Origin of the sequence: Marinobacter guineae, from assembly GCF_002744735.1 — a bacterium.
In the GTDB taxonomy this organism is placed as follows: domain Bacteria; phylum Pseudomonadota; class Gammaproteobacteria; order Pseudomonadales; family Oleiphilaceae; genus Marinobacter; species Marinobacter guineae.
On the sequence record NZ_KZ319341.1, the window covers coordinates 1 to 13,857 of the forward strand.

General features: G+C 55.7%; 12 protein-coding genes. 1 reads left to right on the forward strand and 11 read right to left on the reverse strand.

Translation table 11 applies throughout. The features are described 5' to 3' along the window. Positions 1 to 116: 116 nt before the first annotated feature. The 9 genes from purT to CLH62_RS14395 all read right to left on the reverse strand — a co-directional run bounded on the left by purT (position 117) and on the right by CLH62_RS14395 (position 8,320). The gene (gene purT, locus CLH62_RS14355; protein WP_099618892.1) at positions 117 to 1,307 is read right to left on the reverse strand and encodes a formate-dependent phosphoribosylglycinamide formyltransferase; all 1,191 of its coding nucleotides are present in this window, start codon (positions 1,305 to 1,307) and stop codon (positions 117 to 119) included. Between the two features lie 19 nt (positions 1,308 to 1,326). Further along, positions 1,327 to 1,515, reverse strand: a complete 189-nt coding sequence (locus CLH62_RS14360; protein WP_099618893.1) for a DUF1289 domain-containing protein — start codon at positions 1,513 to 1,515, stop codon at positions 1,327 to 1,329. Between the two features lie 95 nt (positions 1,516 to 1,610). Next, positions 1,611 to 2,168 (reverse strand): cob(I)yrinic acid a,c-diamide adenosyltransferase, encoded by a 558-nt coding sequence (locus CLH62_RS14365; protein ID WP_099618894.1) that lies wholly within the window; start codon positions 2,166 to 2,168, stop codon positions 1,611 to 1,613. Between the two features lie 42 nt (positions 2,169 to 2,210). Further along, positions 2,211 to 3,908 carry a methylmalonyl-CoA mutase family protein gene (locus CLH62_RS14370; RefSeq protein WP_099618895.1) on the reverse strand — a complete coding sequence of 566 codons (1,698 nt, stop codon included), beginning with the start codon at positions 3,906 to 3,908 and terminating at the stop codon, positions 2,211 to 2,213. Then, entirely contained in the window at positions 3,895 to 4,875 is a 981-nt protein-coding gene (meaB, locus tag CLH62_RS14375; RefSeq protein ID WP_099618896.1) for a methylmalonyl Co-A mutase-associated GTPase MeaB, read from the reverse strand. The genes CLH62_RS14370 and meaB overlap by 14 nt, the downstream gene beginning before the upstream one ends. Next, positions 4,876 to 6,297: a phenylacetate--CoA ligase family protein gene (locus CLH62_RS14380; protein WP_099618897.1), complete on the reverse strand. Its 1,422-nt coding sequence runs from the start codon at positions 6,295 to 6,297 to the stop codon at positions 4,876 to 4,878. A gap of 76 nt (positions 6,298 to 6,373) precedes the next feature. Continuing rightward, complete coding sequence (locus CLH62_RS14385; RefSeq protein ID WP_099618898.1) at positions 6,374 to 6,799, reverse strand: cobalamin B12-binding domain-containing protein; 426 nt, start codon at positions 6,797 to 6,799, stop codon at positions 6,374 to 6,376. A gap of 15 nt (positions 6,800 to 6,814) precedes the next feature. After that, the gene (locus CLH62_RS14390; RefSeq protein ID WP_099618899.1) at positions 6,815 to 7,507 is read right to left on the reverse strand and encodes a GntR family transcriptional regulator; all 693 of its coding nucleotides are present in this window, start codon (positions 7,505 to 7,507) and stop codon (positions 6,815 to 6,817) included. 225 nt (positions 7,508 to 7,732) lie between these two features. Next, positions 7,733 to 8,320: an NUDIX hydrolase gene (locus tag CLH62_RS14395; RefSeq protein ID WP_099618900.1), complete on the reverse strand. Its 588-nt coding sequence runs from the start codon at positions 8,318 to 8,320 to the stop codon at positions 7,733 to 7,735. A gap of 95 nt (positions 8,321 to 8,415) precedes the next feature. Between CLH62_RS14395 and CLH62_RS14400 the strand changes: the two genes are divergently transcribed. Beyond that, complete coding sequence (locus tag CLH62_RS14400; protein WP_099618901.1) at positions 8,416 to 8,976, forward strand: NUDIX hydrolase; 561 nt, start codon at positions 8,416 to 8,418, stop codon at positions 8,974 to 8,976. On the opposite strand, the gene CLH62_RS14405 is transcribed toward CLH62_RS14400, so the two are convergent. Together CLH62_RS14405 and purL are read right to left on the reverse strand one after the other, a co-directional pair. Continuing rightward, entirely contained in the window at positions 8,973 to 9,284 is a 312-nt protein-coding gene (locus tag CLH62_RS14405; RefSeq protein ID WP_099618902.1) for a YqfO family protein, read from the reverse strand. The two genes, CLH62_RS14400 and CLH62_RS14405, sit on opposite strands and share 4 nt — an antisense overlap. Positions 9,285 to 9,700: 416 nt before the next feature. Further along, on the reverse strand, positions 9,701 to 13,606 hold the full coding sequence (gene purL / locus CLH62_RS14410) for a phosphoribosylformylglycinamidine synthase (RefSeq protein ID WP_099618903.1): 3,906 nt from the start codon (positions 13,604 to 13,606) through the stop codon (positions 9,701 to 9,703). Positions 13,607 to 13,857 lie beyond the last annotated feature (251 nt).

Here is a 13,857-nt window from a genome sequence, read left to right on the forward strand (position 1 = left end):
CCTCGAAGGAGATGCGCATTCTACAGACCTGCACCGAGGTGTCAACGGTTCGCTTTAACTTTTTTCAAAAACCGCCAAATCATCACTACCTTAAGACCAATCATCCGAAATAAAGTTCAAACTTCAACCTTCACTGAACCGGCGGCATTACGGGCTTTTTCGCGGGCCTCTTCTATAGAAGCCCCCATTGCCAGGGCAACACCCATACGGCGGCGCCCTTTCAGCTCCGGCTTTCCAAACAGGCGCAGCTGAGTGTCCGGTTCACCAAGCGCAGCCTCAAGACCAGTATAAGCAACCTCTGATGATTCACCTTCCGGGAGAATAACTGCGGACGCGGACGGACCATTCTGTCGAATTGCAGGAATGGGCAATCCAAGTATGGCCCGGGCGTGAAGTGCAAACTCAGACAGATCCTGGGAAACAAGTGTTACCAGGCCAGTGTCATGGGGGCGAGGTGAAACCTCGGAAAACCAGACATTGTCTTCCTTCACAAACAATTCAACGCCGTAAATGCCGTAGCCACCCAGATTCTCTACCACGGCACGGGCAATTTCTGCCGAACGATCAAAAGCCAGTGGTGCCATTGCCTGAGGCTGCCAGGACTCTCGGTAATCGCCGTCTTCCTGTCTGTGCCCTATGGGCTCACAGAAAGAGACACCGTCCCGGTGCTTAACCGTCAGCAAAGTAATTTCGTAATCAAAATCCACAAAGCCTTCAACGATCACCCTTCCCTTGCCGGCCCGGCCACCAGACTGGGCATATTCCCACGCGGCTTCAATTTCATCCTCAGTTTTAACGGCGCTCTGACCTTTACCAGAGGAACTCATAACCGGCTTCACCACCAGGGGCAATCCGATCTCCTCTACGGCCGCAAGGTACTCTTCACGAGTCCCGGCAAACCGGTAGGGAGACGTTGCCAGCCCCAGCTCTTCTGCCGCAAGTCGACGAATACCTTCCCGGTTCATCGTAAGGTTAACTGCCCTGGCCGTCGGGATAACGCGGTAACCCTCTTCCTCTAGGCTGATCAGCTCGGGCGTTGCAATGGCTTCAATTTCCGGAACGATCAGATTGGGCTTTTCCTGCTCAATAATACGGCGCAGGCTGGCACCGTCCAGCATGTCGATAACGTGGCTCCGATGGGCCACCTGCATTGCCGGTGCATCGGCGTACCTATCCACAGCGATCACCTCAACCCCATACCGCTGCAACTCGATAACCACCTCTTTTCCGAGTTCCCCAGAACCGCAAAAGAGAACCTTGAAGGCGTTACTTTTAAGAGGAGTACCAATTCGAACTGTGTCAGTCATGATCTACCGGCGCCTTAAATTAAACGTGAATCAAGGATTTTTTTTCGCGCTCCGCGACTTTCCGGAGTACGTCACGCCTTTCTTCATTATTCAACCGGGTCCACAGCGTGATCTCGTCCCCGCTTCGATGGCATCCAACGCAAATATCGTACTCATCCAGTGCACAGACATTCACGCAGGGAGAGCGCACCTTATCATCGACCTTCATCCCGAAAATTCTCCTGATCTCTGCTTCTTGTCGCCGAAACGATGGCAGGCCAAGGGGTGTACCCGGCCTGGCAAGTTTAACACGGCCGACCGATGTTACTCACCGGGCACCCAGAGCACATCGTCCTTTCCCTTACCATTCGAATACCTCGCAAGCACGAACAGCAGATCAGATAGCCGGTTCATGTACTCCAGCACTGCTTGGCTGATCTGTTGCTCCTCCTTCAACTCAACAATGATCCGTTCTGCCCGGCGAGTCACCGTCCGGGCATGGTGAAGGTGCGTTGCAGCGGGATTGCCCGCGGGGAGTATGAACGAACGCAGGGACGGAATATCCGCGTTGAACCTGTCAATCTCCTGCTCAAGCTCGAGGGTCTTGGCCTCAGCAAGCCTTAGCGGCGGATACTTCGGGTTCTCCTCGAAAGGTGTGCATAGATCTGCCCCCACGTCGAACAGGTCGTTCTGGATGCGTGCAAGTATCCCATCCAGCGACTCGTCTACATGCAGCCTCGCCAGACCAATAACGGAGTTGGCCTCATCCACCGTGCCATAGGCTTCGACGCGCAGATCATGCTTGGCGACCCGGCTTCCATCACCCAGGCCGGTGTCGCCTTTATCTCCGGTTTTCGTATAGATCTTGGTAAGCCTGACCATTCATTTCTCCCGTGACTCGGTTCAGTCAGTAAATGAAGCCGGTCAGATTACAGGTTTTTCGCGATAGGTTCCCCAAATGTCTTTCAGGGTTTCAACAATATCACCCATCGAAGCGCCCTCTCTAACCAACTCAATGGTAAGAGGCATCAGGTTTACCGATTCATCCTCGGCCTGCTCTTTCAGCTGCCTGAGCATACTCTGGACCTTTTCCTCATCTCGATTGTTCTTGACCTTGTTCAGGCGTTCAATTTGCCGGCGTTCTGTCTCCGGGTCATGGGGATGAGTTTCGATTTCAACATCCTCTTCCTCCTGGACGAACATATTGACGCCGATAACCGGTCTTTCGCCACTGGCCTTGCGTAGCGCGAAATCATAGGCCGAGTCGGAGATGCCTCTCTGGAAGTAACCATCGTCGATACACTGGAGCGTGCCGCCGAGTTCTTCAACCTCATCGAGGATTTTCCAGACTTCCCGCTCAATCTCGTCAGTCAGGCTTTCCACGTAGTAGGAACCGCCCAGCGGGTCTACAACCTGGGTGATGTTGGTCTCGTAGGCGATGATCTGCTGGGTCCGCAGGGCAATCCGCATTGCTTCCTCGGTGGGTATGGCGAAAGCCTCGTCCATGCCATTGGTATGCAGCGATTGCGCGCCGCCCAGCACGGCAGAGAGCGCCTGCAGCGCAGTACGGATCGGGTTGATCGTGTACTGTGGCTTGGTCAGGGTTGCCGCTGCAGTTTGCGCGTGGAAACGTAGCCGGCTGGCCGCGGGGTTCGTGGCACCGAATTTTTCCCGCATGATCTTGGCGTAAATCCGCCTGGCAGCCCGGAACTTGGCAATCTCTTCAAAGAAGTCTGCCTGGCTCACGAAGAAAAACGAAAGCCGGGGCCCGAACTCGTTAACATCGACCCCTGCATCGATGGCCGTCTTGACGTACTCCATGGTGGTGGCCATGGTGTACGCCACTTCCTGGACAGCGGTCGAGCCGGCTTCCGATATGTGATAGCCGGAGATATTAATGGCGTTATACCGCTTCATGTTCTCGGATCCGTACTGGATACAGTCACGGACCAGGCGAACCGACGGCCGCACCGGGAATATCCATTCCTTCTGGGCGATGTACTCCTTGAGAATGTCGTTCTGGATGGTGCCCGACAGGTCATTGAGGTCATAGCCGCGCTGCTGTGCCAGCGCAATGTACATGGCGTAGAGGATCCATGCCGACGGATTGATCGTCATGGAGACGGATATCTTGGTCAGATCGATGTCGTCGAACAGCTCCTCCATATCCGCCAGCGTATCGATGGCGACACCCTCACGGCCCACTTCACCCTGACTCATCGGGTGACTCGAGTCATACCCCATCAGTGTGGGCATATCGAAATCGATCGACAGGCCGGTCTGGCCCTGGGCGATAAGGTATTTGAAACGCCCGTTGGTTTCCCTGGCTGTCCCGAATCCGGCGATCTGGCGCATGGTCCAGTTCCGTCCGCGGTACATCGTGGGGTATGGCCCACGGGTGAACGGGTATTGGCCGGGAAAGCCAATATCCTCGAACGGGGTATTTTTCAGATCCAGCGGCGTGTAAGTGCGCTTCGTGGGCATGCCGGAAGCGGTAGTGTACTCAGACTGGCTCTCCGGAGCCCGCTTGATAAATGATTCAACTTCGTTCTTTTCCCACTCGTTGAACTCTTTTTCAATGTGCTTGAGTGCAGCGGGGTCATACTGGTCAGTGCGATTCATGAATCGTCTCCTTCATGGCTTTTAACAAGGTCACCGCCGCTCCATGGGGATCCAGTTCGCGTTGGGTAACCTTCTTGAGCAGCTCTTCGGTTTGCGACCTGCTGTCACGTGCAAAATTGTCCCGGACGATCTCTTCTGCGACTTTCACTACCCGGGTTAACGCAATCTGGCGTCGCCTTTCGGTAATTTCGCCACTTCGTTCCAGATGCTCCGCATGGCGATCAATCGCGGCCATCAACTCGCCGAATCCGGTGTGTTTTTCAGAACTGGTGGGCACCACTGGCACCCGCCAGATATCCTTACCGGGTTCAAGACTCATCATCAGCATGGCCTTGAGTTCCTGAATGGTCTTGTTGGAGTCCGGTCGGTCTGCTTTGCTCACGACATGGATATCGGCAATTTCCAGCACCCCTGCCTTGATGGCCTGAACGTCGTCACCCAGCCCGGGCGCATTGACAACCACGGTAGTATGAGCTGCACGCACGATATCGACTTCGTCCTGGCCTACCCCGACGGTTTCGATCAACACCACGTCAAACCCGCCCGCATCCAGGAGGTCGACCGCGTCAAGAGCCGGTCTGGCCAGGCCACCCAGGGTACCCCGGGTGGCCATGCTGCGAATGAATACGCCGGAGTCAGAAACCAGGTCTCCCATGCGAATGCGATCACCGAGGATGGCACCACCCGAGAATGGGCTCGAAGGGTCGATGGCAACCACACCGACCGTGCGGCCACTGGCCCGGTATTCATGGACCAGCTGTGTGACCAAGGTCGACTTCCCTGCGCCCGGAACACCGGTAATGCCCACCACATGGGCGCGGCCAGTACTCTTGTAAAGTTCGGCCAGAGCCTGGCGAACGTCGGGATCACCGCCGCTTTCAACCCGGGTAATAAGCCTGGCGATGGCGCGGAGGTTTCCTTCCCGAACCCGTTCAGCCAATTCCATCGAGGGTATGCGGTTAATCATTCAACCACCTCGCTTCTGGTTCAGGCTCTGGTACAGGTCCCTGTCGTCAACAACACGCTGAGCCTTGAAATCGGTGCGCGGGAAGGTCTCCGGCTCGACCATGACAACCCGTGCCCGAACACCCAGTACCCGGCTGAGCTCGGCCTCCACTCTTTCTCCCAACGCCTTGACCGCATCCGGACCGTTGTTCGCGGTCTCCTGGTCGAATTCTGCCTGTACAGCCAGCTCATCCATCGAGCCGCCTCGTGAGATGATAATGCGGTGCTCACCACCATAGCCGGCGAGACCTTCGAGAACTTCAGCTATGGCGCTGGGGTATACGTTTTCACCACGGATCTGAAACATGTCGTCGATCCGCCCGTAGATACCTTTCGGCAGTCTCGGATAGGTTCGGCCGCACGGGTTGTCTTCCATCACCCAATGGGTCAGGTCGCCGGAGACCATGCGGATCATCGGTTGCGAAGTCCGCTCGAGGTGGGTGTAAATCGGGGTGCCCTGCTCGCCGTAGGGAACACGACGATTGGTATTCGGGTCCGCCACTTCGGTGTAGACAATGTCCTGCCACAGCAGCATGCCCTCGGTGTCGGCGCTGCCCGAGGCGTGCATCCAGGGCGTCAGTTCGGCCATGGTTCCGCAATCAACCACCTTGGCACCGTAGATGTCCTGGATCTTGTCCCGGATGGACGGAATGGACCCGCCCGGCTCACCGGAAAAGAACAGCACCTTGATACCGAACTCTTTGGGGTCAACCCCTTCCTCACGGGCGACTTCCGCCAGCCTAAGTGCATAGGACGGTGTGGAGTAGAGCCCGGCGGGCTTCATCATGCTCAGCCAGGTAACCGCTCGCGCCGTCATCCCGGGAGCGCCAGCGCCAAAGGGAAACGCCTTGCAGCCCAACCGTTCGGCACCGATCAGCGCGCCCCAGGACCCCATATAGAGACTGAGGATAGCGGCCACAAACACCGTATCCCCCGGCCTCAGACCCATACCCCACATGATCCGGGCATGGTTGTTGGCGATGGTGTCCCAGTCACGGCGGGAAATACCAAAAGCGGTGGGCCGGCCGGTTGTGCCGGAGGTGCCATGGATGTGATGGATATCGCTTTCAGGGCAGCAAAGGTAATCCCCGAATGGCGGATTTTTCGCCTGGGATTCACGCAGTTCCTGCTTGGTGACGACAGGCACTTCTTCGAAGTCTGCAAGGGTGCGGATGTCTTTGGCCTTTATACCGGCCTCGTCCCATTTGCGCTGGTAAAATGGCGAGTGGTCGTAGGCATAGGCCATCACGTCGCGGATGCGCGCAACAATCAGATCATCCCGCTTCTCCGGGTCCATGGTTTCCCGGGCGCGGAACCAGTAAGGGCTGTTCGGGTCCGGAAAATAGTCTTTGTTGTAATTGGGGGGAAAATTCCACTCTTCCATCGGAGACTCCTGATATTGTTATTGGCTGTCGTCTGAGGAAACCTGTCATGGCCGCCTGGCCGACATGGCACCGGACTTATCGGGCACCACGATCAGCAACCAGTTGCCGGAACGAATCAATGATTTCCTGGGGAGGAGTGTCCTGTAACAGAATCTTGTGGACGCCCATCTGGTAGAGCTCTTTGACATCGTCATCCGGGATAACACCACCACCGGCAACGATCATGTCTTCCGCTTCCTTCGCTTTCAGAAGTTCCAGAACTTTGGGGAAAATGTGCATGTGCGCGCCCGAGAGCAGGCTGATGCCCAGGATATCCACATCTTCCTGGATAGCGGCATCGACGACTTCTTCCGGTGTGCGATGCAGCCCGGTATAGACCACATCCATACCGGCATCCCGCAGCGCACGTGCAACAACCTTAATGCCCCGGTCGTGACCGTCCAGGCCAATCTTCGCCAGCATTACCCGAATCACAGTTGCGTTATTGTCATTGTTTTGCATCGCATTCTCCTTGGATTAGATTGTTGCGCTGCCGCTTCTTTTAAGCGGTTCGCGTGAGCTCTGAATTTCCTGCTGAAGCCATTTTGATGCAGTCTCCACATGCTGCCTCGCAAGCGTTTCAGCGTTCTGCACGTCGCCGGCCAACACCGCATTGAGTATTGCCTCGTGCTCTTCCCAAATCTGTTGCTGGTTTTTCTCAACGATGAGAATGTCGCTCATCACTCGTCTTACGTGATTCCAGTGGGCCTCCATTGAATCCAGGATGAAGGTGTTACCCGCCAGTTCGTATATGAAGCCGTGAAAGCGCATGTCGGCGTCGATGAGCGCGGGAAGGTCATGGGCCTTTCCTGCCGCGTATCCATCAGCAATGATTTCCTCTCCACGCTTTCGCGCCCCGGGATCTGCCCGCCGGGCAGCGAGACCGGCACTGATCAGGTCGATCCCGCACCGGAATTCGTACAACTGCGCCACGAAATCCTCATCGAGTATCGAAACCATCAGGCCCCGACGCCCTACTGCAGAGAGGAAGCCATCATCGCGAAGGCGCTGCATTGCCTGACTTACCGGCAACCGTGAGACATCCAGTCTTTCGGCCAGACTTTCCTGGGTGACCCTCTCTCCGGGCTTGAGCAAACCTTCAACGATGGCATTGACCACGGAGTCATAAATGAGCTCCGGAAGGTTCTTCTCGGTTTGAATTTTCTTCATTGAACAAACTCCACGACACAACTCCTTCGTTATCGTTTGCATACAGTATTCACCATGTAATACCTGTTCGCCGCTTAAACACATTAGACTTTAGTCTTATTCTTGAGCGATTTTTGAGCGCAAAAACACCCTGCACCGTTATTTTCAAACGGCGCATGTCAATAATCTCCAGAAGCGGAGTGGCTAGGGGGACATCAGCAAATAACGTAAGCTGGCGAGATTTCGTCAGCCTCGTTCGGGCGGCTCGAGCAAATCAATCCGGGCATCATAAACAGCGTTCAGGAAATCAACCAGAACCACTGCAGAGAGGCCCCATATCTGGTAGCGCTCCCAACGGTAGCAGGGGACATAAAAGGTATGATTGAGAAAATTCAGCGCGTCTGTTCTTTCTCGCTTGTCCTCAAGGAAAAACGACAGCGGCACCCTGAATATGCTCTCAATCTCATGTGGATTAGGCTCCAGAGGATGATCCCCGGGAATTACGCCCACGTATGGGGTGACCAGGATACCGTAACGGGACATAACCTGACTGAGCGGTGCGACAATCTGCACCTGATCCGGTGGCAGACCAATCTCTTCGTGGGTTTCCCTTAACGCAGTCGCCGCGAGAGAGGGGTCACCAGGATCACGCTTCCCACCCGGGTAGGCCACCTGCCCCCGGTGTGTGCTCAGATTTTCCGATCTGAGCGTAAAAATCATCTCGGGGTTTCGATGGTCGTCGGTTACAGGTACTAATATACCGGCTTCGGGATAATCCAGAGCGAGCTGTCGGGGCGCATAACCGGCCAGGCGCTCGGCGAGTAAATCACGCACGTTTGGTCTCCAAGGTACATCCTGATGTTGGATGAGACAGAGGCAGCCGGGATCGTTAAACTGACTACCAAATCATAAAGTATACGGGGAAAATCATGAAGTACTGCAGCACATGCGGCCATCCGGTTGAACAACGCATCCCCGAAGGCGACAACCGGCACCGCTATGTCTGTATCAGCTGCGATACCATACATTACCAGAACCCACGCATCGTCGCCGGCACGGTTCCTGTCTGGCAGGGCAAGATTCTCCTGTGTCGGCGGGCCATTGAGCCGCGTTATGGCTACTGGACACTTCCGGCCGGGTTTATGGAGAACGCAGAAACCACTATTGAAGCAGCGGAACGGGAAACACTTGAGGAAGCCCTGGCTGAGGTAAACATCGAGGGCCTCTACTCCATTATCGACGTACCGCATATCAACCAGGTACATATGTTCTATCGGGCCACCCTCAAGGACGGGCAATTCGGTGCTGGAGAGGAGTCCCTGGAAACCAGGCTGTTCAATCTTGATGAGATACCCTGGGATGAGATCTCCTTCCCGACTGTTCGCCGAACCCTTGAGCTTTTTCTCTCAGACCTCAAAAGCGAGTCCTTCGGCGTTCATGTTAGTGACATCCGGCACCCTATGTCAGCAAGCCACCGGAAAGCCGACTAGAAGTCCTCCAGGCGATAGATTTCAAAGGCGGGTTCCTCATACGGATGGGCCCGTTTGAGTGCCGCAACAGCATCCCGGATCAGATTGTCCTCGCAAACCAGCTCCACTTTATACTCGTCAACCGCCTCAATCTCACCGGTTTTACCAAGGAACGGATCGCTTCCATCCAGGGGACGAAACTGTCCCCTGCCGAGGCATTGCCAGGCACAACTGTCGTAATTGCCAATGCGGCCGGCCCCAGCATCAAACAATGCCTGCTTTGTCTTCTCAACATGAGTTTCCGGAACGAAATAACACATCTTGTACATCGAATATTCTCCTTGAGATCGGATATTTTTTGTACAGATTAATAGCTTAGGCACTTACCCACAGAATCTGTGGATAACTCTGGGGAAAGTTTTTGGGAACACGCCTCTAAACCCCGTAATCACTGCACTTTCCTTAAATTGGCGACAAATTCACCTGATAAATTTAAGTGTTATTAATCAATACCTTATAATTGATGGACAAAAGTTGAACCGAAATCCCGCTCTTTGTTTACAGAACAAACAAGAAGGCCCCAGAAATGTGCATAAAAATACTGAGTCAAGGGAATTATTGCGAATTTCTCGGATTTTTTCTCTTGAAAAACGCTCAGAAACAGGGCGTCAAACAAAAAAGCCGGCTTTGGTGTTAACGCTCATGAAGAGCGCATCCAAAGCCGGCTTGAATTCAGACCAATTGATCAGCCGAACCAGCGTCTCGCATTTCTGAACATGCGAATCCAGGAACCGTCTTCCTGCCATTCCGAAGGGCGCCAGGAATGCTGCACAGCCCGGAACACACGCTCAGGGTGAGGCATCATGATGGTTACACGACCATCTCGGGTAGTGACGCCGGTGATGCCCGCTTCTGATCCGTTTGGGTTGTAGGGGTAACGAACCGTCGCTTCACCCCGGTTATCGACATAACGCAGGGCGACCAGTTCATTTTCAGAAAGAGCCGAGGCCGAGTTGCCACCGGCAAACTCAATCCTGCCCTCACCATGCGCGACCGCAATCGGCATACGTGAACCGGCCATACCATCCATAAAGGCCGACGGCGACGGCATCACTTCGACCATCGCCAGGCGAGCCTCGAACTGCTCTGACTGGTTGCGAACGAAGCGAGGCCAACCCTCGCTGCCCGGAATCAACTCGTGCAGGTTGGAGAGCATCTGGCATCCGTTGCAGACGCCAAGTGCCAACGTATCCTGTCGGTTGAAGAAAGCTGCAAACTGATCCCTGACGCGGTCGCTGAACAGAATGGACTTGGCCCAACCCTCGCCGGCGCCAAGAACATCACCGTATGAAAAGCCACCACAGGCAACAAGGCTGTTAAAGCCATCCAGAGTCACGCGACCAGAGAGCAGATCGCTCATGTGCACATCGACGGAGTCGAAGCCGGCACGGTCAAATGCGGCCGCCATCTCCACTTGCCCGTTCACGCCCTGCTCCCGCAGAACAGCCACCTTCGGACGTGCACCCTTGTTGATATACGGAGCAGCCACATCGTCATTGATATCGTAGGAAAGTTCGACATGAAGGCCCGGATCTTCGGAATCCAGCAGGTTATCAAACTCTTCCTGGGCGCAATCGGCATTGTCACGCAAAGACTGGATACGGTAGCTCGTCTCAGCCCATAGGCGCTGCAACTCAACGCGCGCCTCATCCACAACCGTTGAGCCTTCAAAGGTCAGGCGCAGCCGGTCAGTGTCATTCGGACTGCCAATAACGCTGATGTGATCTCCAAGTCCGGCCGCCGAGAACTGCTGCAGCACAAAACCGGTATCTTCCCGGCGCACCTGGATAACAGCGCCCAGCTCTTCGTTGAACAGTTCCCGTGCAAACTGGGTACGGTCTTCTGCCAGACCATCAAGCTTGATGTCGACCCCGGACCGGCCGGCAAAACACATCTCAGCCAGGGTTACAAACAGACCACCGTCTGAGCGGTCGTGGTAGGCCAGAACCTTATCGTCCGCATTGAGCCCCTGGATCACGGCGAAGAAGGCTTTGATATCCTCGGGGTCGTCCAGATCCGGCGCTACCGCACCCACCGCACGATATACCTGGGCTAGCGCAGAGCCGCCCAGGCGGTTCTGGCCAGCTGCCAGATCAACCAGGATAAGATCGGTTTCGCCAGTATCTTTTACTACCTGTGGCGTCAGGGTTTTCGCCACATCAGTGACCGGTGCAAAGCCGCTGACAATCAGCGAAAGCGGCGCAGTTACACTCTTCTGCTCACCGTTGTCTTCTTCCCACACGGTCTTCATAGACATGGAGTCCTTGCCGACCGGGATGGTAATTCCGAGCTCCGGGCAGAGTTCCATGCCCACCGCACGAACCGTTTCATAGAGGTTTTCATCTTCGCCCGCGTGGCCTGCAGCGGCCATCCAGTTGGCGGACAACCGGATGTCGGAAAGCTTGCTGATGGGCGCCGCAGCCAGATTGGTAATCACCTCACCCACGGCCATACGGCCGGATGCCGGCGCATCAATAGTGGCAACCGGGGTACGCTCGCCCATTGCCATGGCTTCACCGGTGCGGACATCAAATGAGCTGGCAGTGACAGCCACGTCGGCGACCGGAACCTGCCAGGGCCCGACCATCTGGTCACGGGCAACCAGGCCTGTGATGGTGCGGTCACCAATGGTGATCAGGAAGCTCTTCGAACCCACGGACGGAAGGCGGAGAATCCGGCGGATCGCATCGTGCAGATCAACCTTCGTGGAATCAAAAATCGGTTTGGTGAACGAAGCGCGGCTGATGCTGCGGTGCATACGGGGCGGCTTGCCAAATAGCACTTCCATCGGCAAGTCAACGGGCTTGTCGTCAAAATAGGAATCGCCAAGCTCAAGATGATGCGCTTCCGTTGCCTCACCGATCACTGCATAAGGGCAGCGCTCGCGACGGCAGAGGGCATCGAACATCTCCAGGTTTTCCGGAGCCACTGCCATGACATAACGCTCCTGGGACTCGTTACACCAGATCTCCAGAGGAGACATTCCAGGTTCGTCACTCGGAATATCGCGCAGCTCGAATTTGCCGCCACGGCCGCCATCCTTAACCAGCTCCGGCATGGCATTGGAGAGGCCACCGGCCCCAACATCATGAATAAACGCGATCGGGTTTCTGTCACCCATCTGCCAGCAACGGTCGATCACTTCCTGACAGCGGCGCTCCATTTCCGGGTTATCTCGCTGGACAGACGCAAAATCCAGGTTCTCATTGCTGGACCCGGAATCCATGGAGGAGGCAGCACCACCGCCGAGCCCAATCAGCATGGACGGCCCACCGAGGACAATAAGCTTGGCGCCCACAGGAATGTTGCCCTTCTCCACATGCTCTTCACGAATATTGCCGAGACCGCCGGCTATCATGATCGGCTTGTGATACCCGCGCACTTCCTCACCGGCCGCACCGGGCACCTTCTCTTCAAATGTTCGAAAATAGCCAGCCAGGTTGGGACGGCCAAATTCGTTGTTGAACGCGGCACCACCAATAGGGCCTTCGATCATAATGTCGAGGGCGGAGGCAATCCGCTCGGGTTTGCCATAGTTGATCTCCCAGGGTTGGGGATCATTGGGGAGATTCAGGTTGGACACCGTAAAACCTGCCAGGCCCGCCTTGGGCTTGGAACCACGGCCGGTGGCACCCTCATCCCGGATTTCGCCGCCGGAACCCGTCGCTGCGCCGGCCGCTGGCGCAATGGCCGTCGGGTGGTTATGAGTCTCCACCTTCATGAGGATGTGGATGTCTTCCTCGTTATAGCCGTACACGCCGGTCTCAGGATCCGGGAAGAAACGGCCACCACGACTGCCCCGGATGACGGAAGCGTTGTCCTTGTAGGCCGAGAGAACACCTTCGCTGTTCATTTCATAGGTGTTGCGGATCATGGCAAACAGTGATTTTTCCTGGCCTTCACCGTCGATATCCCAGGAGGCATTGAAAATCTTGTGCCGGCAATGCTCGGAGTTGGCCTGGGCGAACATCATCAGTTCAACGTCGGTCGGATCCCGCGAAAGATCCGTGAAAGATTTTACCAGGTAGTCGATTTCATCTTCGGCAAGGGCCAGCCCGAGGCGTGAGTTTGCCTCCACCAGCGCATCCCGGCCGCCAGCCAGAACCGGAACCCGTCCAAGAAGCCGTGGCTCTTCGTGGCTGAACAACAATTCCGCACCGCCCATTTCGTGAAACACCTTCTGGGTCATGCGGTCGTGCAACAGCGCGGCAATTTTCTCACGCTGCTCCAGTCCCAGCTTGCGGCGAGACCGGACATAGAAGGCGGTGCCGCGCTCGATCCGGTGAATCTGCCGGAGCCCGCAGTTCCGGGCAATGTCTGTCGCCTTGCTCGACCAGGGAGACAGCGTGCCCGGGCGTGGCACAACCAGGAAGAGCACACCATCGGGCTCCTCCACTGGCACGCTGGGCCCATAAGTCAGAAGCCGGTCGAGAATGGCCTGTTCGGATTCTGAAAGGTCGGCCTCCAGATCAACGAAGTGCATGAACTCTGCATACACATGCTCGATTTCAGGCACGATATCCTGAATCCGGGAATGCAATTTGCGGGAGCGGAATGGCGAGAGCGCGGGTGCGCCGCGAAGTTCAAGCATGATATCAACCTGTATCGCGCGAAACGGGGAAGTCTGGGTGCAATCTGAAAGGCCGCCATGATACTCGAAAGCGGGGTCAGGATACAGCGCTGGAAACGTTAATCCCGGACGGGGCAATTGACATTGTTTTGCATACTAATTAACCAGATTTATTGACCAGACCTCCGACACCAAGGATCATTAAAAGGGTGGAAAGGGAATCCACACTCGGGATAAAAAAGGATACGGGACTCTCACGTTCGCCGTAACCA